The 23308-nt window shown below is 38.4% G+C and carries 23 protein-coding genes; 9 read left to right on the forward strand and 14 right to left on the reverse strand.

Annotated elements, in window-relative coordinates:
- Positions 1-30: 30 nt before the first annotated feature.
- The 3 genes from fabG to lptM all read right to left on the reverse strand — a co-directional run bounded on the left by fabG (position 31) and on the right by lptM (position 2362).
- A complete protein-coding gene (gene fabG, locus ACFSAV_RS00450) occupies positions 31-759 on the reverse strand; it encodes a 3-oxoacyl-ACP reductase FabG (RefSeq protein WP_379094934.1) in 729 nt (242 codons plus the stop codon).
- 222 nt (positions 760-981) lie between these two features.
- A complete protein-coding gene (lysA, locus tag ACFSAV_RS00455; RefSeq protein ID WP_379094937.1) occupies positions 982-2232 on the reverse strand; it encodes a diaminopimelate decarboxylase in 1251 nt (416 codons plus the stop codon).
- 10 nt (positions 2233-2242) lie between these two features.
- Positions 2243-2362, reverse strand: coding sequence for an LPS translocon maturation chaperone LptM (gene lptM, locus ACFSAV_RS00460; protein ID WP_379094939.1), 120 nt, complete (start codon positions 2360-2362; stop codon positions 2243-2245).
- Positions 2363-2484: 122 nt separating this feature from the next.
- On the opposite strand from lptM, the gene cyaY reads away from it, so the two are divergent.
- The 3 genes from cyaY to recQ are packed head-to-tail and all read left to right on the forward strand — an operon-like array spanning position 2485 to position 5548.
- Complete coding sequence (gene cyaY, locus ACFSAV_RS00465; RefSeq protein ID WP_379094942.1) at positions 2485-2793, forward strand: iron donor protein CyaY; 309 nt, start codon at positions 2485-2487, stop codon at positions 2791-2793.
- A 9-nt stretch (positions 2794-2802) separates the two neighbouring features.
- Positions 2803-3663 carry a phospholipase A gene (pldA, locus tag ACFSAV_RS00470; RefSeq protein ID WP_379094945.1) on the forward strand — a complete coding sequence of 287 codons (861 nt, stop codon included), beginning with the start codon at positions 2803-2805 and terminating at the stop codon, positions 3661-3663.
- A complete protein-coding gene (recQ, locus tag ACFSAV_RS00475) occupies positions 3653-5548 on the forward strand; it encodes a DNA helicase RecQ (RefSeq protein ID WP_379094948.1) in 1896 nt (631 codons plus the stop codon). Before pldA ends, recQ begins: the two co-directional genes overlap by 11 nt.
- Positions 5549-5658: 110 nt before the next feature.
- Here recQ and ACFSAV_RS00480 read toward each other — a convergent pair whose 3' ends face one another.
- The 6 genes from ACFSAV_RS00480 to ACFSAV_RS00505 all read right to left on the reverse strand — a co-directional run bounded on the left by ACFSAV_RS00480 (position 5659) and on the right by ACFSAV_RS00505 (position 12280).
- Positions 5659-8082 carry a TonB-dependent receptor gene (locus ACFSAV_RS00480; protein ID WP_379094951.1) on the reverse strand — a complete coding sequence of 808 codons (2424 nt, stop codon included), beginning with the start codon at positions 8080-8082 and terminating at the stop codon, positions 5659-5661.
- Between the two features lie 401 nt (positions 8083-8483).
- Positions 8484-9302, reverse strand: coding sequence for a shikimate 5-dehydrogenase (locus ACFSAV_RS00485; RefSeq protein WP_379094954.1), 819 nt, complete (start codon positions 9300-9302; stop codon positions 8484-8486).
- Positions 9303-9362: 60 nt separating this feature from the next.
- Positions 9363-10160, reverse strand: coding sequence for a serine O-acetyltransferase (gene cysE, locus ACFSAV_RS00490; RefSeq protein WP_379094957.1), 798 nt, complete (start codon positions 10158-10160; stop codon positions 9363-9365).
- 28 nt (positions 10161-10188) lie between these two features.
- Positions 10189-11202 (reverse strand): NAD(P)H-dependent glycerol-3-phosphate dehydrogenase, encoded by a 1014-nt coding sequence (gene gpsA, locus ACFSAV_RS00495; RefSeq protein ID WP_379094960.1) that lies wholly within the window; start codon positions 11200-11202, stop codon positions 10189-10191.
- 107 nt (positions 11203-11309) lie between these two features.
- Positions 11310-11822 (reverse strand): protein-export chaperone SecB, encoded by a 513-nt coding sequence (gene secB / locus ACFSAV_RS00500; protein WP_379094963.1) that lies wholly within the window; start codon positions 11820-11822, stop codon positions 11310-11312.
- A 17-nt stretch (positions 11823-11839) separates the two neighbouring features.
- The gene (locus ACFSAV_RS00505; RefSeq protein ID WP_101775633.1) at positions 11840-12280 is read right to left on the reverse strand and encodes a rhodanese-like domain-containing protein; all 441 of its coding nucleotides are present in this window, start codon (positions 12278-12280) and stop codon (positions 11840-11842) included.
- A 210-nt stretch (positions 12281-12490) separates the two neighbouring features.
- Here ACFSAV_RS00505 and ACFSAV_RS00510 point away from each other — a divergent pair, with 210 nt between their 5' ends.
- On the forward strand, positions 12491-13804 hold the full coding sequence (locus tag ACFSAV_RS00510) for an anaerobic C4-dicarboxylate transporter (protein ID WP_379094967.1): 1314 nt from the start codon (positions 12491-12493) through the stop codon (positions 13802-13804).
- Positions 13805-13901: 97 nt separating this feature from the next.
- Here ACFSAV_RS00510 and ACFSAV_RS00515 read toward each other — a convergent pair whose 3' ends face one another.
- Complete coding sequence (locus tag ACFSAV_RS00515; protein WP_379094970.1) at positions 13902-15401, reverse strand: helicase HerA-like C-terminal domain-containing protein; 1500 nt, start codon at positions 15399-15401, stop codon at positions 13902-13904.
- Between the two features lie 182 nt (positions 15402-15583).
- On the opposite strand from ACFSAV_RS00515, the gene glpE reads away from it, so the two are divergent.
- On the forward strand, positions 15584-15907 hold the full coding sequence (gene glpE / locus ACFSAV_RS00520) for a thiosulfate sulfurtransferase GlpE (protein WP_379094973.1): 324 nt from the start codon (positions 15584-15586) through the stop codon (positions 15905-15907).
- A 64-nt stretch (positions 15908-15971) separates the two neighbouring features.
- Here glpE and ACFSAV_RS00525 read toward each other — a convergent pair whose 3' ends face one another.
- Entirely contained in the window at positions 15972-16283 is a 312-nt protein-coding gene (locus ACFSAV_RS00525; protein WP_379094976.1) for a DUF5389 domain-containing protein, read from the reverse strand.
- Positions 16284-16386: 103 nt separating this feature from the next.
- Here ACFSAV_RS00525 and ACFSAV_RS00530 point away from each other — a divergent pair, with 103 nt between their 5' ends.
- The 3 genes from ACFSAV_RS00530 to ACFSAV_RS00540 all read left to right on the forward strand — a co-directional run bounded on the left by ACFSAV_RS00530 (position 16387) and on the right by ACFSAV_RS00540 (position 19078).
- Positions 16387-17223: a YadA-like family protein gene (locus ACFSAV_RS00530; protein WP_379094979.1), complete on the forward strand. Its 837-nt coding sequence runs from the start codon at positions 16387-16389 to the stop codon at positions 17221-17223.
- 158 nt (positions 17224-17381) lie between these two features.
- A complete protein-coding gene (locus ACFSAV_RS00535) occupies positions 17382-18257 on the forward strand; it encodes a rhomboid family intramembrane serine protease (protein ID WP_379094982.1) in 876 nt (291 codons plus the stop codon).
- A 62-nt stretch (positions 18258-18319) separates the two neighbouring features.
- The gene (locus ACFSAV_RS00540) at positions 18320-19078 is read left to right on the forward strand and encodes a DeoR/GlpR family transcriptional regulator (protein WP_379094985.1); all 759 of its coding nucleotides are present in this window, start codon (positions 18320-18322) and stop codon (positions 19076-19078) included.
- A 150-nt stretch (positions 19079-19228) separates the two neighbouring features.
- On the opposite strand, the gene murP is transcribed toward ACFSAV_RS00540, so the two are convergent.
- Positions 19229-20659, reverse strand: coding sequence for a PTS N-acetylmuramic acid transporter subunit IIBC (gene murP, locus ACFSAV_RS00545; protein ID WP_379094988.1), 1431 nt, complete (start codon positions 20657-20659; stop codon positions 19229-19231).
- A gap of 24 nt (positions 20660-20683) precedes the next feature.
- The gene (murQ, locus tag ACFSAV_RS00550; RefSeq protein WP_379094991.1) at positions 20684-21589 is read right to left on the reverse strand and encodes an N-acetylmuramic acid 6-phosphate etherase; all 906 of its coding nucleotides are present in this window, start codon (positions 21587-21589) and stop codon (positions 20684-20686) included.
- 117 nt (positions 21590-21706) lie between these two features.
- Here murQ and ACFSAV_RS00555 point away from each other — a divergent pair, with 117 nt between their 5' ends.
- Entirely contained in the window at positions 21707-22567 is an 861-nt protein-coding gene (locus tag ACFSAV_RS00555; RefSeq protein WP_379094994.1) for an SIS domain-containing protein, read from the forward strand.
- Positions 22568-22629: 62 nt separating this feature from the next.
- On the opposite strand, the gene ACFSAV_RS00560 is transcribed toward ACFSAV_RS00555, so the two are convergent.
- On the reverse strand, positions 22630-23247 hold the full coding sequence (locus tag ACFSAV_RS00560; protein ID WP_101775624.1) for a MarC family protein: 618 nt from the start codon (positions 23245-23247) through the stop codon (positions 22630-22632).
- Between the last annotated feature and the right edge of the window lie 61 nt (positions 23248-23308).

The raw sequence follows: 23308 nt of genomic DNA on the forward strand, positions 1-23308 counted from the left end.
CGAATACAAGACTCGCTTTTACATTATTTGCTAACACAATCCGCCGTTTACTGCGATCACTTGACGCGTGATATAACCCGCTTTTTCATCCATTAAGAACTGTACCGCATGAGCAACTTCATCAGGATTACCCATTCGTTGCGCAGGAATCATTTTCAGAATGTCATCAATAGGTACATTTTCGTCTAAAATATCAGTATCAATTAATCCTGGTGCAACACAGTTTACTGTGATTTTACGTTTGGCAAGTTCAATAGCTAATGCTTTTGCGGCACCGATAATACCAGCTTTTGATGCGCTGTAATTCACTTGTCCACGATTGCCGATTAACCCAGAAACTGAAGTAATGCAAACAATTCGCCCTGCTTTACGACGGCGAATCATTGGCATCATAATCGGGTGTAACACATTGTAAAAACCATCTAAATTAGTCCGAAGTACACAATCCCAATCTTCATCAGTTAATGCCGGAAAAGCATTATCACGAGTTAGTCCTGCATTCAGTACCACGCCGTAATATGCCCCAAATTCATCTATATCTGCGACCAATTTTTTGGTAACCTCTGCTCGATTAGCCACATCAAATTGTAATACTCTAGCTTGTCGCCCTAATGCACGAATTTCTTGGGCAACTGCTTCTGCTTCTTCAATACGAGAACGGCAATGTACAACAATATCATATCCCTGTTCAGCTAAATTTAGTGCAATTGCTTTTCCAATCCCTCGACTTGATCCTGTAATTAAAACCGTATTTGCCATTGTTATCCTTTATTTCGCATTTCTAGCACACATAATGCATAATTATACATCAATATTGCGTTATCCTTGAATTGACAAGTTTATTATACCGCTCAATTATAATAAAAATCCTCGTCAATCTTTGTATGTACGAGGATTTCAAAATTTATCATCGCCAAATAGAAAGCGAGCAACTTAAAATTGTTAAAATATTAACCGCACTTTTACCCATATCTTACTCACTTAAGGCAATAGCTGCTCTAATGCCCACAACGCGTCCAATGCCTCACGACGGCGAATTAAGTGGACTTGATCACCATCAACCATCACTTCTGCTGTCCGCGAACGTGAATTATAGTTGGATGACATACTTGCGCCATAAGCCCCTGCTGAACGTTGTACCAGATAATCCCCCTCTGCAATCGCTAATTGACGTTGTTTGCCTAGAAAATCGGAAGTTTCGCAAATTGGACCAACTACGTCATAAACTTGTGCTTGGCGAGTTAAAGTACGGTCAACTTCAATAATATTCATATAAGCTTGATATAGGGCAGGGCGGATCATATCGTTCATTCCCGCATCAACAATGGCAAAATGACGACTTTCATTGCTTTTTATGTATTCCACTTTCGTGACTAAAATGCCTGCATTGGCGGTGATAGCACGTCCTGGTTCCAGAATAATTTCAAGATCGTTATAAGCTTTTAATTTTTCCAATAATGCTGAAGCATATTCTGTTGGGTGAGGCGGTGTTTCATCAGTATAGGTCACACCTAAGCCGCCACCTAAGTCTAAATGTTTAAGTAAAATACCATCTTGCTTTAATTGTTCCATTAACACAATGAGACGATCTGTCGCATCAAGAAAAGGTTGTAGTTCGGTTAACTGAGAACCAATATGGCAATCCATTCCTGTAATTTGAATATGTGGTAACTGGCTCGCTATACGATAAACTTCGCGAGCCTGATCGACACTCACGCCAAATTTATTTTCTTTTAAACCAGTTGAAATATAAGGGTGTGTATGTGCATCTACATCAGGATTTACGCGTAATGAGATAGGCGCAATTTTACCCATTTCACCTGCAACTTGATTGATACGTTGTAATTCAGCAATAGATTCAACATTAAAACAACGAATCCCCACTTCTAAAGCACGTGCAATTTCAGCATGTGTTTTAGCGACCCCAGAAAACACGATTTTGCTTGCCTCACCGCCTGCAACCAGTACACGCTCTAGTTCACCTTGCGATACAATATCAAATCCTGATCCTAAACGTGCTATGACATTTAAAAGCGCAATATTTGGGTTAGACTTGACCGCAAAGCAAATCAAATGCGGATGATCACCTAATGCCTTATCAAAAGCATGCCAATGGCGTTCTAAAGTGGCACGCGAATAAATATAAAGCGGTGTGCCAAATTGCTCAGCAATTTGTCGGACAGGCACTTGTTCTGCCATTAATTGTTGCTGTTGATATTGAAAATAATCCATTGCATACCTACTATTTTACTGTGTCTTGTGCTTGCTCTTTTTCTGGAAAATAAAGCGGCCCTTTTACACCGCAACTCACGGTTAAGACACAAAGTGCAGCTAAGACGAAAGCGGAGACCCATTTTTTCATTTTATTATCCTTTGTTGTTGACATTGACAACACTTTTTACCATTAAATCTGTCTTTGTGCTATCACAATAATGCGAAAATCTTTATAATCCTTAGTTTTAGCACGATGAATAAGAGGGATTTATGAACGTAACGGAATTTCATCAAAATATTGAGCAGGTTTGGGCGACGATTGAAGAACAATTAGAAGCGCAAGACTGCGATGTGGATTGTGATACACAAGGTTCTGTTTTCAGCATTACCTTTGAAGATCGCAGTCAAATTGTCATCAATAAACAAGAACCATTATTAGAATTATGGTTAGCTAGCCGTGTTGGCGGGTTCCATTTTAGCTTTCAAAATAATGAATGGATTAGCAGTGATGGCAAAAAATTTTGGGATTGTTTAGAACAAGCTTGTATTGCGCATGGAGAATCTGTGCATTTTTGCTAAGGATAAAGCATGAAAATCAATCAACAATGGCTAATTTTAACGGGATTCCTCAGTGTAATTTTCAGTGCAACAGCTTCAGCGCAAGGCGTGGAAAGTTCTCGCCCTTATCAAAGTAAAACGCAAGTCTTACTGACAAAATCAGAAGATTTTGTTGGCTTACTTGGCTATGAAAAAAACTATTTGATGGCGACTTATTCAGATGGCAACTTCCAGAAAAAAGACAACACACGTAAAGACGAACTAAAATTTCAAATTAGTTTAGCATTGCCACTGTGGCGCGGTATTTTGGGTAAAGATTCCGTATTAGCTGCCTCTTATACACAAAAATCCTGGTTTCAATTAAGCAATGTAAATGAATCCTCGCCGTTCCGCGAAACCAATTATGAACCACAGTTGTTTATTGCTTGGAAAACACATTACGCTTTACCTTTTGGCTGGATAATGCAGGATGTTGAAACAGGTATCAATCACCAATCGAATGGTCGCAATGATCGCGAAAAGCTTTCTCGTAGTTGGAATCGTATTTACGCTCGAGCCTCTGCAATAAAAGATCACTGGACAATCGAAATCAAACCTTGGTGGCGTATCCCTGAAAAAACCAAAGATGATGATAATCCTGATATCAGCAAATATCGAAGTTACTTTGATTTAGCAGTAGGCTACTATTATCAAAATCATCAATTCAAACTGTCAGGGCACTATAATCCCGCTTCTAATAAAGGTGGACTAGAAGCAAGCTACAGCTATCCGATCACTAAAAATATTCGTTTCTATACCCAATATTACACTGGCTATGGTGAATCTTTAGTCGATTATCAGAAAAATATTCAACGCATTGGTATAGGTATTTCGCTAAATAATGTGTTCTGATGAAGTACAACAACAAAGCATAAAAAGTGCGGTCGATTTTAAGCAAATTTCACTAAAACAGACCGCACTTGATGTATTGCACTCTGTTTTTGGTTACCAAAGCTTTCGCCTCGGACAAGAAGAAGTGATCGATGCTACATTACAAGGCAAAGATAGCCTTGTCATTATGGCAACAGGTAATGGAAAATCATTATGCTATCAGATTCCAGCCTTATGTTTTGAGGGGTTAACATTAGTGATTTCACCGCTGATTTCATTAATGAAAGACCAAGTGGATCAACTACTTGCCAATGGCATTGAAGCAGACTACCTCAATTCAAGTCAGACCTTTTCGGAACAGCAAACTGTGCACAATAAAATCATGGCGGGTAACTTAAAGCTGTTATATGTTTCGCCAGAAAAAGTAATGACCACAAGTTTCTTCCACTTAATCTCACATAGCCAAGTCAGTTTTATTGCTATTGACGAAGCCCATTGCATTTCACAGTGGGGACATGATTTTCGTCCTGAATATAGCCAACTAGGCGGTTTAAAAAGTTGTTTCCCAAATGCACCAATTATGGCATTAACTGCGACCGCCGATCATGCCACGCGTAAAGATATTCTATTACATCTCAATTTACATGATCCCCATGTATATATTGGTAGTTTTGATCGTCCTAATATTCGCTATACTTTAATCGAAAAGTTCAAACCGATAGATCAATTGTGCCGTTTTGTATTAGGACAAAAAGGCAAGAGCGGCATTATTTATTGTAATAGCCGCAATAAAGTAGAGCGTATTGCAGAAAGCCTACGTAATAAAGGCGTATTTGCTCAAGCTTACCATGCGGGACTTGAAGTAAGTCAACGTGAGCAAGTACAACGTGCTTTTCAACGCGATAATGTCCAAGTCGTTGTGGCGACTATTGCGTTTGGCATGGGAATTAATAAATCTAATGTACGTTTTGTGGCACACTTTGATTTACCGCGCAGTATTGAAGCTTACTATCAAGAAACTGGGCGAGCAGGGCGTGATGATTTACCTGCAGAAGCAGTGTTATTTTATGAGCCAGCGGATTATGCTTGGCTGCATAAAATTTTATTAGAAAAACCAGAAAGTTCGCAACGTCAAATTGAAGAACTCAAACTACAAGCGATTGGCGAGTTTGCAGAAAGTCAAACTTGTCGCCGTTTAGTCTTACTCAATTATTTTGGCGAACATCGTCAAATCCCTTGTCAAAATTGTGATATTTGTCTTGACCCGCCCAAACAATACGATGGTCTAGTGGATGCACAAAAAGTGATGTCAACAATTTATCGCGTAGGGCAACGTTTTGGAACGCATTATATTATTGGTATATTACGTGGTTTAACTCATCAAAAAATTAAAGACCACCAACATGACCAACTTAGTGTCTATGGCATTGGTAAAGATAAAAGTAAAGAGCACTGGCAAGCTGTGATTCGCCAATTAATTCATTTAGGCTTAGTCAAACAAATCTTTGATCATTTCAATACCACATTACAATTGACCGAAAATGCCAAACCTTTTTTACGTGGTGAGCGACCACTACAACTTGCTATGCCACGACTTTCTTCACTGCAGGCTGTCATTTCGCCGCAAAAAAATGCGCTGAATCATTATGATAAAGATCTATTTGCCCGTTTACGTTTTTTACGCAAACAAATTGCAGATAAAGAAAACATTCCATCTTATATTGTGTTCAACGATGCAACTTTGCAGGAAATGGCACAATATCAACCAACTACAAATGCTGAAATGCTTCAAATTAACGGAGTAGGGGCAATTAAGCTAGAACGCTTTGCCCAACCTTTTATGGCACTCATTCGTGAGCATAAAAGTACCTTAGCTAACAATAGTCACCCACTCAATTTAGAATAAAGTGCGGTCTGTTTTAACTGAGTTTTGCTGATATCTTACTGAGCAAAATCCCAACACAAAAAAGCACAGTTCGATACAAACTGTGCTTTTAACGATGCACTTAATCTCACTTAGAAATGAATATTCAAACCTAACGTAAAATTACGTCCCATTTGTGGTACAAATGGTAAAAAGGAAGTATGTGAATAAATCTTACGATTCAGTAAATTATTGCCTTCAACAAACAGTTGATAATCCACTTTGCCTATCGTACGAGAATAATTTAACCCCATATTTAATAAACTGTGTGCCGCTGTGGCATTTTCTAATGGTGCAACTTTATGTTGTTGATAAACATAAGTATATTCTAATGAGCTTGCTAAATTGTCTGTCACCTGCATTTTGGCTCTAAAACCTAAACGAGCAGGTGGAACTCTTGGGGCATTTTGATCAGGCTGTGCAACAGGTCTTTGTGTTTCACTGGCATGTTCAACTTCATAAGTTGGCGGTAAATCAAATAATTTACCACGCACGTAATCGCCAAATAATCCCATTTTCAAATCGGGAGTGAATGCGTAATCAATTCGCCCTTCCGCACCATAATAAATTGCTTTTGACTGGTTATAGCGATTTAAAGACAAATTGCCTGACTTACTCAGCGTTTGATTAAAGATACGGTTTTTAAAGTCATTATAATAAATATTGACTGTGTAGCTTAATTTTTCACCTAAATAACCAAGTCCTAACTCAAAGTTATCAGACACTTCCTTACGCAAATAACGATTACCATGTTCAAACGATACGGTGGCTAAATGCTTTCCATGATAATACAGTTCCATTGGTGTAGGATGACGCTCATTATGAGAATAAGTAAAAGACAAGGTATAATCAGGTGTAAAATTCCAACTTACTGCACCAGAGTAAGAGGTCGCACGATCATTGTAAGTTGATAGATCTGGCGCAGGATAACTGCCTGGTTTACAATTTCTTGGATCATAAAAGAAATTATTTTTATTACAGCCCTCAATAGACTCCTTAAGTTTGGCAATCGCTTTTGTATCGTGATCAATTTTAATCTGTTGTTTTTCAGTACGTAAACCTGCTTCAAATAAGAAATCTTGCCAGCGTAACTGTTCAACGGCAAAGAAACTCAATTGTTCTTGTGTATTCTCAATTAATGCCCAATGTTTACGCGCGCCTTCTCTAATTTTCAGTGGATCACGTTTTTTCTTTTTATGACAAGGATCCGTTGCATTCAAAGAGCAAGGCGGAATACGAGGAATATTGGCACTACTGGTTTGAGTTTGATATTGTGCCCCCCATACACCTGTTAGATCACCAACAGGTGTATGGAAAAATTCAACACGTACATTGTAGCCATTATTCTTAAACAAATTGATTGGAATATCCGCATCTCGTTCATTGTGCTTATAACGAGTTTCTGAATAACTAAATTTAACTTTGTCTAACCCTTTGATTGGCTGCTTCAATTCTGCACGAATATCATAACGTTTTGACTGTGAATCAACGAAAGGACCGCCAACGGTATGATCATGGTCATGCCCATAAGGATTATCATGGCTATGCTTACCATCATTTTCATGTCCATATCCACAGTGAAAGTGAGTATTTACTAAATCAGTATCGTCCATTAAATGTGGATAAAGTCCCAAATAATAGTTATGTCTAAGGTTTCCCCCAAAAATATGTGCACTACAACTATCAAGTTTATGATTATGACCGGGCAAGCCATATTTCTCACGACGCTCATTATAAGCAAAGCCGAGATAACCTCGCTCACCAATGAAAGAAATACCATAGTTGCTTGCTTTAGTTTTATTCTGTGTATCTGGCACATAATTCAGAGTCTGACCGAGTTTAAAGCCTGGTACACGATAATTCTCCGAATCACGTACAAGTCCTTCAAAACGTAATGCAATATGTTTTCCTAAACCAGCACTAATGCCTGTAGTTGCTAATTTTTCATGGCTATTCGTGTTGTAACGCGTATTTAAATCTACTTCATAGCCTTTTTCTGGCACTTGAGTTGGAATACGGCGGTCAATGACATTTACTACTCCAGCAGGAGATGCGGTAGCATACAATAAAGTAGAAGCGCCACGTACAATTTCAACTTGTTCTGCCAACAAAGTATCAACACCAATGGCATGATCTGGTGATAGCTGCGACATATCGATCACATCAGAGCCATTTTGTAAGATTTTTAAACGTACACCTTCCTGCCCACGAATCACTGGAGCACTGGCACCACCGCCAAATTGATTACTATGTACACTTAATTCACCCGCTAATGCATTACCTAATGTGCTAGAACGTGCTTTTAATGCTTTTTTATTTACCACAATATCATTCAATTTTGGTGAACCTGACAAAGGGTCACTGGAAAATACGGCAATATTTGAGGTTACACTAATTTCGTCAAGCAAAATAACCTCTTCATTTTGGCTATTGGCAAACAAAGGACTTGTGGCAAACAGCGCTGATAATAAAACAGTAATTGGTTTTAATTTATAATTAACTTGTTGGTGGTACATAGGAATCCCTTCGAAATTAAACCTAAACAGAACGTTACTTTTTACAAGAAAATGATCATCTTATTTTTTTGTAAAAAATAAGTTTTGCATATTACCGTTTGAATACAAAAAAGAAAAGTAAAAAATGATAAAAATTTTCATTTTCTATCTAACAAGAAAAATTGTTAAAAAACTCACCGCACTTTTTAAGGCGTTGCAACGACAGTATACTAGCTGGGGATATATTGGGTTGGGGTAAATGGAGTGAAAAAGAAAAACAGTATTTGGCAGAAATCGTTCTGCCCCTTTGAGTTAAATTGATTTTACTGCGGTAAATTTATCGCGCAGGAAATTACCCTACGCTTATAAGACAAACAGCAGCACGCCTTTACAATCATTTAAAATTACAATTGATAGTGAAATTAACTTGTTGCTGAACGCGCAAATTCTGCTGCTTTTGCAATTAATGCTTCACTAGGACGTTGTAAAGTATAAAGCGCAAATTGTTCAACGGCTTGTAGCACAATAACTTCAGCACCTGAAATCACTTGTTTACTTTGTCGCTCAGCATATTGAATTAAAGGTGTTTGTGCTGGTAATGCTACCACATCAAACACGGTTTTAGCTTGATTAATCAGTGATTCAGGAAAGGCAAGCGATTGTGCTGCTACGCCATCAGTCATACCAATTGGAGTCGCATTGACTAAAACATCCGCACTGTCGTTGTCTAGGTTTGCAACATACGAATAACCATATAAATTTGCTAAGTATTCACCTGTCATACGATTACGGGCATACACTTTTAAATGCTTAAAACCAGCATTTTTAAATGCCGCTACCACCGCTTTCGCCATACCACCACTCCCGTGCACAATCACACTTGCACTAGGTTTTAACTGATATTGTTCAATTAATTTTACAATAGCGATGTAATCGGTGTTGTATGCTTTAAGATAACCATTGTCATTAACAATCGTATTCACTGACTCAATTGCTTGTGCCGACACGGATATTTCATCTAAAAATGGAATACAGCTTTCTTTAAAGGGCATCGACACTGCACAACCGCGAATCCCTAACGCACGCACACCTTTAACTGCATGTTCAATATCGTTGGTCGTAAAAGCTTTATAAATATAGTTCAAGCCTAACTTTTGATATAAATAATTATGAAATCTTGTACCAAAATTGCCCGGCCGACCGGCTAAAGAAATACAGAGTTGTGTATCTTTATTGATCATCTTATTTACCTCATCATGCAATAAAAAAGTGCGGAAACTGACCGCACTTTCATCTGCTCATCATTCGTTTTCGTTCGGATTATCACCATTAAAATATTGGTTCATTTCAAAAGCAGGCTTCGCTTGCTTATCACGTCCAATCACACGTGCTGGCACACCAGCAGCAGTCGCATATTCAGGTACAGGTTGTAAGACGACTGAATTAGCACCGATTTTAGCATAACGCCCGACTTCAATATTGCCTAAAATTTTAGCACCCGCACCTATCATCACACCTTCACGCACTTTCGGGTGACGATCACCAGTTTCTTTACCTGTACCACCTAGCGTCACACCTTGCAGAATAGATACATCATTTTCAACCACAGAGGTTTCACCAATCACAATGCCTGTGGCGTGATCAAACATAATACCGCAGCCAATTTTTGCGGCAGGATGAATATCTACATCAAAAGCGACAGAAATCTGATTTTGTAAATATACCGCAAGAGCTTTGCGCTTTTGTTGCCACAAGTAATGTGTAATACGGTGACTTTGCAAAGCATGGAAACCTTTTAAATATAATAATGGCGTTGACCATAATTCTACTGCGGGATCACGCTGACGTACCGCCCGAATATCACAGGCGGCACTATCAATAATATCTGGTTGAGCTTGATAGGTTTCTTCAATGATCTCGCGCAATGCAATTGCAGGCATAATCGGATTGGCTAATTTATTTGCTAAAATATAGCTTAATGCATTGCCTAAATTATGATGTTTTAAAATAGTTGCATGAAAAAAACTCGCCAAAATAGGCTCATTTTCGACTAAATCTTTTGCTTCTTGGCGAATATAATTCCAAACTTCTAATGGCATTTTTTCCCTCGCTTTTTATCTTCCTTGCTTATTCGCCTTTACGCTCACGTCCAAGTAAGCTAGCGGCAACTTCTTGCGCATTTTTACCACAGAACAAGACTTGATAAACTTGTTCTGTAATTGGCATCTCAATACCTTGTCGCTGTGCTAGTAAATAAGCTTCTTTCGCATTATAAAAACCTTCGACCACTTGACCAATGTTATCCATTGCGGTTTGTGCAGCAAAACCCTGCCCGAGCATAATGCCAAAACGACGATTACGCGATTGATCATCAGTACAGGTCAATACTAAATCGCCTAAACCAGACATTCCCATAAAAGTGTTTGGATTCGCACCTAAAGAAGCGCCTAAACGACTGATCTCAGCAATGCCTCGAGTAATTAATGCGGTTCTCGCATTAGCACCAAATCCCATGCCATCTGACATACCAGCACTAATCGCAATCACATTTTTAATCGCGCCGCCTAATTGCACCCCAATCATGTCCTGATTGATATACACACGGAAATGCTTACTACAATGAATACGCGCCTGAAATTCCAAAGCAAATTGTTCATTATTCGCGGCGAGTGCAATTGCAGTTGGTAAGCCTGCGGCTAATTCTTTGGCAAATGTTGGACCAGATAATACTGCTAATGGATATTGCGTACCGAGTTTTTCTTCAATCACCTCTTGCAATAAACGCCCAGTATTACGCTCCAATCCTTTCGTTGCCCAAGCAATACGATGATCAGGACGTAAATACGGCTTAATTTTGTCAATGACTTCACCAAAAACATGGCTTGGTACAACAATTAATAGATCACGAGAACGACTTATTGCTGTAGCTAAATCTGATTCAATATGCAATGCTTCAGGAAAATCAATATTCGGTAAAAAGGCATTATTCTGCCGTTCTTCACCCAAACGTTGCATATGTACAGGATCGTGCCCCCACAGATAAGTAGGAAATCCATTTCGAGAAAATGCGATAGCCAATGCTGTACCATACGAACCTGCACCAAGCACAGTAATTGGAGAAGTGGCAACAGTTGTATTCATACTTATACTCCCGAAAAATTGTGAAATTGAGTGAGGAAAATAGACATCATCTTAACTACAGTAAGTGATAAAATTTCGCTCTCGAAGCGAGAGCGAAAAGAGATAGATTAATGAACTTCTTTGTTTTCTTGTTCAGTGTTTTGTTCAGCTTGTTGTTCTTGGCGTTGTAAATAATCCATAAACAACGCATCGAAATTCACTGGTGAAAGATTCAATGCAGGGAATGTTCCACGATTAACTAAGCTTGAAACCAATTCACGTGCATATGGGAATAACATGCTTGGACATTGCGAAGTCAAACAATGTGCCATTTGCATATCTTCTAAACCACTAATAGTGAATACGCCCGCTTGTTTTACTTCACAAATAAATGCAACATCACCTGTGCTTTCCATTGTGGTTTCGACTGAAATATTTAAACAAACTTCGTATAAATCGTCACCGACCTGTTTTGCTTCTGTACTTAAATCAAAGCCTAATTTTGGATCCCAATCTTGTTGGAAAATATGTGGCAAATTTGGTGCCTCAAACGACACATCTTTCACATAAATACGTTGAATTTGTAATACAGGTTGAACTTCTTGTTCTTCTTTTTCTACTGCTTTATTTTCTTCAGCCATTTTTAAGTCCTTATGATTTATTTTTTAATTAAAGGTAAATTTGCAGCGCGCCAGCCTGTAATGCCTTCTTTTAATGTATAAACTTGGTTAAAACCTTGTTTAACGAGCAATTCAGCCGATGCGCCTGCACTCATACCTGTTGCACAAACGAGAATGACAGGCGTGTCTTTATGTTGGTTAATTTTACCGACATTATTCTTTTTAATTTCTGCGGGTAAAATATTTAAGCTATTAATAATGTGACCATGAGCAAATTCATCGATTGAACGTAAATCCACCACAACTGCATTTTCATTATTCATTAAACTAACTGCTTCTGCGTTAGTTACAACTTTCACTTTAGATGTAAAGTCTTTAAAAAAAGTATAAATAACCGTAAAAAACACCATTACCCAAGCGAGCACCATTAATGTATGATTTTGAGCAAAGGCTTTTGCCATTGGAATAAATTCTTGCATTTTTATCTCAGTGTTAAGTTTCAAAATGAGGTCTTAAGTATAACCGCAGTTTATTCATCTTTCAAAGGAAGTATTCAAATTTTAATTGATCTACATTATAGATAGCCTACCTATTTATTGCTATATTAGGCGCGATTCTACGCGAGTATGAATACAACCTATAGTTTCTTATCTTAATCTTTGTTCAACCTTACAACATAAGGATACGTTATGTTCTTCATTCAATTTGGCATAGTATTACTATGTATTTTAGTCGGTGCACGTATTGGCGGTATTGGACTTGGAGTCATGGGGGGCTTAGGTCTTGCTATTCTCTCTTTTGGCTTCGGTTTAAAACCAGCAGGATTACCTATCGATGTCATGTTTATGATCATGGCTGTCGTTTCTGCTGCAGCTGCAATGCAAGCCGCAGGCGGTTTAGATTATATGATCAAAATCGCGGCACGTATTTTACGTAAAAATCCGAAATATATTACCTTTATGGCACCCGCTGTGACTTGGACATTCACCGTATTAGCGGGGACTGGTCACGTAGCTTATTCAGTCTTGCCCGTTATCGCAGAAGTCAGTCGCCACAATGGTGTACGCCCAGAGCGCCCATTATCAATGGCAGTGATCGCTTCCCAGTTTGCTATTGTCGCCAGTCCAATTGCTGCAGCAGTAGTTGCTGTAGTGAACTACTTAGAGGCACAAGGTATCACACTCGGTAATGTATTAAGTGTCACTATTCCTGCGACTGTGTTAGGGCTTTTCGTTGCTTGTCTTTTTGTGAATAAGATGGGTAAAGAATTACATGAAGACCCAATTTATTTAGCCAAACTGCAAGATCCTGAATATGTTAAAGAAAGCCAAGTACAATCCACTATTGATGAAATTGAAGTGTCTCAATCAGCTAAAATTTCTGTCAGTATTTTCCTCACTGCGGCATTACTTGTGGTATTAATGGGGACTTTTCCAAGCTTACGCCCTATGTTCGATAACAAACCAATGGGTATGGCACACACAATTGAAATTGTGATGTTATCTGCTGGTGCACTCATTATGCTTATCTGTAGACCAGACGGTACAGCTGTCACTAAAGGCTCCGTTTTCCATGCGGGTATGCGTGCAGTGATTGCCATCTTTGGTATTGCTTGGTTAGGTGATACCTTAATGCAAGCACATCTTGCCCAAGTAAAAGACGCTGTAAAATACTTAGTAGAAAGCGCTCCTTGGACATTTGCTTTTGCGCTCTTTGGACTGTCAGTGTTAGTGAACAGTCAAGGCGCAACAGTGGCGACTTTATTCCCATTAGGGATCGCTTTAGGTATTCCAGCACCCATCTTAATTGGTACTTTTGTTGCAGTGAATGGTTATTTCTTCATTCCAAACTATGGTCCAATCATTGCGTCTATCGACTTTGATACAACAGGTACAACTCGCATTGGTAAATTCATCTTCAACCACAGCTTTATGTTGCCCGGCTTATTAAGCATGGCATTTAGCTTAGGATTTGGTTTACTGTTTGCTAACTTATTCCTGTAACCTATCATTTGAAATAAAAGCGCGTTGAAACTGATCAACGCGCTTTTTGTTATTTCGTTGTACTAAAAAAGCAAAACTTTGCTAAAACTGACCGCATTTACTTCTTCAAAGCCCCCATAATGCCACGCATAATTTGTCTGGTGACTTGGCTGCGAATGCTGCGTCCTACTGATTTGGCAACACCACTGACAATTTCTTCAGTTACTGTTAATTTTTCGCCGCGCTTTTTCGTCCCAAAAATCATACGACTTAAACTCCCCATTAAACCACTTTCTTCTTCCGCTTGCGCTTTTTCTGCCTGTTTTTTGGCCACAGCAGCTAAATCAGCTTGCTGATTTAATACTTCAAAAGCAGATTCATTATCAACCAAATCACGATAAAACGGATAAATTTCATCATCTTTTACCCAAGCCGTTTGTTCTTCCAACGAAATAGGTTTTAATTGGCTACGCGGAGGAAAAATATAAGCGACTTCGACAGGCGATGGCATACCTTTTTCATCCAAGAAAGACACTAATGCTTGTCCTACACCCAGTGTTGTGATCGTTTCTGTGACATTAATCTTTGGATTAGTACGGAACGTTTCTGCCGCAGCTTTGACTGCTTTCTGATCACGAGGAGTAAATGCGCGTAACGCATGCTGCACACGATTACCTAATTGTCCCAATACAGTATCTGGTAAATCTAGTGAGTTTTGCGTCACAAAATACACACCTACCCCTTTAGAACGAATTAAACGTACAACTTGTTCCACTTTATCGACTAATACTGCTGGTGCCCCATCAAATAGCAAATGCGCCTCATCAAAGAACATCACAAATTTGGGTTTATCTGGATCCCCCACTTCAGGTAAATTTTCAAATAACTCTGCCATTAACCATAATAAAAAAGCGCTATACATTTTTGGTGAGTTAATTAATTTTTCTGAATTTAAGACATTGATGACACCGCGTCCATCACGAGTTTGTAACCAATCTTCTAAATTTAAGGCTGGCTCACCAAACAAATTTGCTGCCCCTTCATTTTCTAATGCCAATAATGCACGCTGAATCGCACCAACACTGGCAGCAGATACATTACCGTATTCTAATTGAAAGACTTTCGCATTATCGGCAACATATTTCAACATAGCGCGTAAATCTTTTAAATCGATCAGCAATAATCCTTTATCATCTGCCACACGGAAAACTAAATTTAACAAACCTTCTTGTGTCGCATTTAAATTCAATAAACGAGATAATAATAGCGGTCCCATTTCAGAAATCGTGGTACGCAATGGAATTCCTGTTTCACCAAACACATCCCAAAATGATACAGGATAGCTATTTAAATAGTGCTCATTACCTAAACCAAACTGTTCAATACGCTCTGCGATTTTTCCTTGAAATTGTCCCGCTTTAACTAAACCAGATAAATCGCCTTTCACATCGACTAAAAACACCGGTACCCCATCGTCACTAAAGGCTTCTGCCATCGTGCGTAATGTTACGGTTTTTCCTGTGCCCGTTGCACCTGCGATCAAACCATGACGGTTTGCCATTTTGGCAGTGATACCAAGCTGTTGTCCTTGCTCCGTTTGTGATAAAAGATATTGCATAAAAGTTGCCCTTAAAACGAAAAATAGTGATTGCATAATAAGAAAAAAATGCCACAGGGTCAAAAAGTGCGGTTTAAAAATCACGAATTTCTCACAAATTAATTCCATAATGAGACTGTGTTTTTCTTTTGCAATAAAAATGCTATATTGAGCAACTTTTAAACATCTCAAAAGAAATAGTTATGTCACAATTTGCTGAACTTTCTCCACAACAAGCATGGCAATTAATGCGACAACGCGATGCTGTTTTATTAGATATCCGTAATCCGCTACATTTTGCTGCGGCACACCCACAACATGCCTTTCACCTAACCAACCAAAGCTATGGACAATTTGAGCTGGAATATGAAGATGATCACCCAGTAATCGTGATTTGTTATCATGGTGTCAGTAGTCGTGGTGCGGCGATGTATTTAATCGAACAAGGTTATACCGAAGTATATAGTGTGACTGGTGGATTTGAAGCTTGGCAGCAGGAAGGCTTACCAATAGAAAATGTGTCTTAACTCAAAGTCTTTGTAGGATAGGCTAAAACCTATCCTACGAAGTTGACTAATAAAAAGCGGAGTGTTAATTAAATCCACTAGCGACATAAAATAAAAGTCCGTAAAAAATGACCGCACTTATCATCAACATATTACGTGCTAAAGCATGGTTATGCTGGTTAATACGGTAAACAATACGTGCCGCAATTGCTAAACCAAATGGATAACCCCATAAAAAAACTGACATAAATATCATTTCACTTTCTGTTAAATTTGGACTTTTTAACAAATTAGGTGAAATAGTTAATGCTAATGGCCATAATAATATCGGCAAACAGAATATTGCGATTGCCCAACTAAATCCACTAAAGCCTGTTGGTGTACTTTCTCTACTCATTACTCCCTCTCATAACATATTAATAAATATCAATTTTTATAAAAAAAGTGGTATAATAAACGACTCAAAAATCATGGATTATTTATAATAAGGATTATTGCAAATGAAACATTCAAAAACCGCTTTTTTATTATCCATTTTCCTATCAAACCACATTTTTGCTGCACCAACAACAGATAGTTCAACAGATTATGATCCGAGCTACAATTTACATGAACTTAATAGTGTATGTAACAACCCTAACTCTAATTCTTCTAACTACTGTAATCCTTATGGCGCTGCTGAAGCTCAATCACTTTATGGTGTATTAAATAGTATGAATAGTTATAAAGATAGTGAAAAAATTGATATTTTAGTTGATTATACTAAAGAATTGATACAGAACTTCCGGCTTTTACAAAAACAAGCAGATAACACTCAAAATGAATCATCAACAGAACTAGAAAATATCAATGAAACTTTAAAGCACCTTTCTTCAGAAGTTACACACCAAAGTCGAAAAATAGAAGAAAACACGGAAAACTTATCTAACTTTTCACTTGATACTACAGAACAACTTGCTGATCTTTCTACTAAAATCCAACAAAATAATTTTAATTTCTTACCAGTAAATTACGCTAGCCAAACATTCCGCTTAGATAATACCGATATCATGAAACAGCTTGATCATAAAATTCAAGCATTACAACAAGACTTACGCCACTTGGATAAGAAAATGAATGCAGGATTAGCAACTCAAGCGGCGCTTAGTGGTTTATTCCAACCTGACGAAAAGCATAAACTGAACTTTACTGCCTCAATAGGTGGTTACCATACTCAAACGGCGCTTGCAGTTGGTGTTGGATATCGCTTTAACAAACATGTAGCGACACGTGCGGGCATTGCAGTTAGCCCAAGTAGCCGCCTTACTTATAATACTGCAATTAATTTTGCTTGGTAAAAAGTGGAAACAGCCCAATTAATGGGCTATTTTCGCATGTAAAGCAAACATTGAAAGATTCAGCTTACCCTAATAGTTATTCTAATTAACGATTTTTATTTTCATTTTAAAGTACCTCCACTTACAATGGTACAACGTCATAAAATAAGGAATAAAAAATGCAATATTTATTTGGTAGCGAAATCTCACTTTTGGCTTTTCGCTTTCGAGACTATATCCGTGCACAATTTTCCGTTGAAGTAGAACTTCGTGAAGTTCAGGATCAAAAAGGCAAACGAATAGATATCTTTGTTGATGAAAATTCACCGCATTTACAGGCTATTCTTGCGGAAAAAGAACAATTTTTGGTTCAACCCTTTGATAAAAAATATGAACAAGCCAGTTGGACAAGCGGTGATACTCAATCAAGTCATTATTCGTTAAAAGCATTTTTAAACCAATCTGGTCTTAAACTCAGCAAATTAAAAAGACTCTTACAAACCAGTAAATTGACTTTCTTTATTACCTTTCTCTGCCTTATTATTTCTTTTTTTCAATTCATAGGATATGAACAAGTTATTTTAGAATGGATGCATTATCCTGAAAATTCACCACAATATCAGCAAATTTGGCGTTACTTATCCCACACATTTGTTCACTTATCACTAACTCATATTACGTTTAATCTAGTGTGGTGGTGGCTATTTGGACACACAATTGAACACCATTTTGGCACAGTTAAACTTTGCCAAATTTTTCTTATTGCTGCATTATTGACGGGATTTGCACAAAATATTGCCTCAGGTCCTTATTTCTTTGGTTTATCTGGTGTTGTTTATGCGGTGTTAGGATATGTTTTTATCTTTGATAAATTTGGTTCTAAACATTATTTTAATTTACCAGCAGGATTTTCCATGATATTAATCCTTGGCATTATTACAGGTTTTATCAGCCCTATTTTTGGCGTGGAAATGGGCAATACCGCGCATATTTCAGGTTTGATTATTGGCATGCTATTAGCATGGTTAACGTTAAAACGCACAGCAAAAAGATGATTTGTGTTATAAAATAGCATAAAATGTCAGCGCACTTAACTCTAACAAGTGAAAAACACAACATGAAACAATCGATTCGTCATCAAAAAATTGTCGATTTAGTGACACAAAAAGGCTATGTCAGTACCGAAGAGCTAGTTGCTTTATTAGATGTTAGCCCACCCACGATCCGTCGTGATTTGAATGAGTTGGCTGAAAAAAACTTAATCCGCCGCCATCATGGTGGCGCAGCGTCGCCTTCGACGGCTGAAAATAGTGACTATGCTGAACGTAAAAATTTCTTTTTAAAAGGCAAAAATTGTATTGCTCAGCAAGTCGCCACTTTAATTCCCAACGGTGCTTCGTTATTTATTGATATAGGTACCACACCGGAAGCAGTTGCTAATGCACTGTTGAATCATCAAAAATTACGCATTGTCACCAATAACATCAATGCCGCTTATATTTTAATGCAAAATGATACCTTTGATATTATTTTAGCAGGGGGATCATTACGCCAAGACGGTGGCATTATTGGCGAAGCAACGATTGCCTTTATTTCGCAATTCCGTTTAGATTTTGGTATTTTAGGTATTAGCGGCATTGATTTAGAGGGTTCATTATTGGATTACGATTACCACGAAGTACAAGTAAAACGTGCCATTATTGAAAGTTCGCGTAAAACATTTTTAGTCACTGACCATTCCAAATTTTCACGTCGTGCCATGGTTCGCTTAGGCTCTATTGCCGATGTCGAACATGTTTTCACTGATGCAAGCCCACCAGACCCGATTTTAGAAATCTTGAAAGCTAACCATGTGAAATTACATGTTTGTCAATAAAAAGAGTGCAGATCAGCGATAAAAGTGCGGTCGATTTTGTTCAAGTTTTAACGCAATAAAAAAGGGCAGACTATTGTTCTGCCCAAATGCTGATTTTCGTAAAGTTCCTAAGGGAGGCCGTAGGTTGCAGTACGGTAAAGTAGAAACGCTTTAACTTAAATCAACATCTTTAGTTGCAAAGAAATAAGTCGTGATAAAACCTGTGATATAAGCGACAACGGTGCCTAGTAAGTAGGTAGCGATTGCGGGGAAAACACCAAGTGGTGAAGTCATCAATGGTGTCGCTAACAAACCGGATGGACCGAACACCGTGTTTAGGCCCATTGGATAGCCTAAATAGGCGATTAAACCAATAGTGAAACCTCCTGCTGCACCACCGATACAAGCAGTAATAAATGGTTTGACACGTGGTAAAGTGACACCATAAATTAATGGCTCGCCAATACCTAAGAAGCCCGGAATAATTGCACCTTTAATTTGAGTACGTAACACTGCCTCTTTATTGGCTTTAAAATACAGCGCTAATGCAGCACCAACTTGACCTGCCCCCGCCATTGCTAATATCGGGAAGAGTGCGTTGAAGCCTTGTGTTTCGACTAAAGTGAAATACACGGGAACAAAGCCTTGATGGATCCCAAGCATTACGGAAATTAAAAATAATCCCGCTAATATTGCAGAACCGAGTGGATTACCATTGAGGTTTGAGAATAACCAAGACATACCATTAAACAAAGCGACACCCACAGGCATAATTAATAGGAAAGTAAAGCAGCCCATGATAAGCAATGTGACAGTAGAGGTTAATGCCATATCTAAACTATCAGGAATGAATTTTCTCACCCAACGCTCTACTTTAGCGCCTACAATTGCTGCAATTAATACCCCGATAATATTACCGCGTGGATCGATAGTTAAACCAAAGAAATTACTTAAACCAGAATAAATTCCCTTAGTCGCTTCTGGATTGTAGCCAAGGATAAATAGAGAAGCTAAGATGGCACCATTGACGCCAGAACCACCAAAGGCTTTTGCTGCGTTATAACCAATCAAAATACTCAAGAAACTAAATAGCCCTTTACTGAATACTTTCATATAAGCGATAACATCGACTAAAAAGCCGTTTGGATTTTCAACACCCGCAACAAATGCCTGTTGCAAGACTGTCGCTAATCCAAGGAGTAAGCCCGCACCAATAAAACCCGGAATGAGCGGTGTAAAGATAGTCGCAAATTTAGCAAAGAATTGGTGAATATTGCTGGTTTGTGTTGATTTAATTTGTCGTTTTTGGTCGCGTGCAATCTCTTTGAGCGAAGGTGTTTCCAAACCAGTATCCACTAAACTTTTCATTAATTCTGCCGCTTTGGTTGCTTTACCTGGTCCAAGAATGATTTGCAATTGCTCATCAGCTTCAACTACGCCTAACACACCGTCGATTTTTTTGAGCGCATCCATATCAACGGCTGATGAATCCTGTAATGTCACGCGCAAACGTGTCATGCAGTTAGTGACGGTTTGAATGTTGCTCTTTCCACCTAATAACTGCATCAGCCTGTGGATCATCGCATTATCTATGACTGCCATAATCTTCTCCTTTTTTAACTTGCCTTACTTGACTGAAGTTAATGCTTGGTGAATAAAACCATTGGATTTAGCTAAACAATTTTTAGCTTCTTCCGCTGACATATTGAGCAACAGCATCACAATAGCCACTTTACATTGACCACCAGACTGTTCTAATGCCTGCTCTGCTTGATTGTAATCACACTGAGTGACTTGCATTACAATATTTTTTTGCCGTTCAACTAATTTCGCATTTGTTGCCACGACATCAACCATTAAGTTACCAAACACTTTGCCTGTTTTAATCATGGCACCTGTGGTTAGCATGTTTAAGATAAATTTTTGTGCGGTACCCGCTTTCATTCGTGATGAGCCAGTGATGACCTCTGCGCCAACGATTGGCGTAATGGCAATTTGAGCAAGATTAGCAAGAGCTGAATCTGGGTTACAGCTAATACCAACTGTCATGCAGCCTAACTGTTTTGCGTATTCAATGCCTGCTAAGACATAAGGTGTACGACCACTTGCCGCAATGCCGATTACTATATCTTGTGCATTTAGTTGAATATTTTTCAAATCTTGTACACCTGCGTTGCGATCATCTTCTGCATTTTCTACAGCTTTTAGAATTGCTTGGGGACCACCGGCGATTAAACCGACAACTTGTTCATGTGGGGTACCAAAAGTTGGTGGACATTCACTGGCATCTAAAATGCCCAACCGCCCTGATGTACCTGCGCCTAAATAGATTAAACGCCCTCCTTTCATAAAGGCTTCTGCAATTGCGTCAACTGCTTTTGCCGTTTCAGGCAAGACTTTTTCTACCGCTAAGGAAACTTTTTGATCTTCCTGATTAATTACTGCTAACATATCTAAAGTTGAAAGTTGATCGATATTTGTACTGAATGGATTTCGACTTTCTGTGATTAGTCCGTTAATTGAGCTTTGCATAAAAAATTCCTTGAATAGCTTTATTTGGGATTATTTTATTCCAAAATGGATCTTTCTGGGGAATAATTTATTCATTCTGTGAGCTTGCTCACTTTTTATCCGCTACTGCGAGGAGCTATGGGATTTTTAATTAAATTAAAGCATGCCTATCATTCACTTTCGCCTAATGAGCAGCGTATTGCAGATTTTATGCTGAAGAATCCAGCTATTGTGAAATCTTCTTCATCAAAGGTGCTTGCGGCACAAATTAAAGTGAGCCAATCTGCAATCATTAAATTTAGTCAGAAGTTAGGAGCAGATAAATTCAGTGATTTTAAGCTTGCGATTAGTGAAGAATTAATTCGACAAGAAGCACAGCAAGAAAAGCGTATTCATTTACACGATAACATTACTGATCAAGATGATTTGACTGAAATTGCCGAGAAACTTTTTTTGGAAAAACAACAAGCATTGAAAGAAAGTTTAAGTTTGAATCCGACCCAGCAGATTGCAGATGTGATTCAATGTTTATTGCGAGCAAAACGGATTCAATTGATGGGGATCGGTAACTCCGCATTGGTGGCTAAAGATTTGTTTTATAAGCTGACAAAAATTGGTTTGCCTGCGGTAACAGAAACGGATACCCATGCACAACTTGCAATGAGTCAGAGTTTAACATCGCAAGATGTGTTATTTTTGATTTCGTTTTCAGGTCGTCATCGCGAAATTTTATTAGCAGCAGAAAATGCGCAAGCTCGTCAGGTTCCCATTATTGCTTTGACAGCCCTGCTGAGTAACCCCTTACATGCTGTAGCAGATTATTTACTTTATTCAGTCGCGGATGAATCACAATTTCGTAGTTCTTCGATTGCCTCGCGTACAGCACAACATGCGATTACAGATTTACTCTTTATGGGCATTGTGCAGCAAAAAGAAGATGCGAATGACTTGATCTTGGAAAGCCGAGAATTGATTGGGCAATTGAATAAGCGCCGTTAGGGGAATAAAAGTGCGGTAGAAATTTTCAAAATTTTGACCGCACTTTGAGTAGGTTTGAGTGGTTATACTACTTGAGTGAAGAAGTCGCGAATCCCCACTAACATATTATTAATCGCCACTGCGGCAAGAATTAAGCCCATCACTCGGCTAATGACGGCGGCACCAGTGTTACCAATTAAGCGTTGGATTTTGTTTGCCATCAGTAACAAAATATACGTGATAAACAAAATACTCAGCATAATAATTGTAGTGAATACTTGGTCGAAAAAGCTAAAACGATGGTTATCTGTTAATAATACAATTGCCATCATTGCGCCGGGAGAAGCAATAGAAGGAACGGCAAGAGGATAAACGGCAAGCTCGCTTAAACTGGATGACATACGCATTTCATGTTCTGGCTTTCCTTCACCAAAAATCATCGTCAATGCAAATAAGAGGAGTACTAAGCCGCCTGCAATTTGGAATGCAGTAAGTGGAATTTGCATTGCTTCCAATAAACCCTGACCTAAAATTAAGAAGAACATTAAAATCCCAGTCGCAATGACGACGGCTTTTAAAGCGATTTTACGTCTGTCTTCAATTGATAAGCCAACTGTCTTGGTTAAGTAGACGGGAACTGAACCAATAGGATCAATAACCGCCCACAACACGACAAATTGCACGATAAGAGAATCAAACATTGGCAACTCCGATAAAAAAGTAGAAAATACCTCATTCTATAATAAAAGTTGAACGAGACAT

Source organism: Pasteurella oralis (assembly GCF_042681465.1).
In the GTDB taxonomy this organism is placed as follows: Bacteria; Pseudomonadota; Gammaproteobacteria; order Enterobacterales; family Pasteurellaceae; genus Pasteurella; species Pasteurella oralis.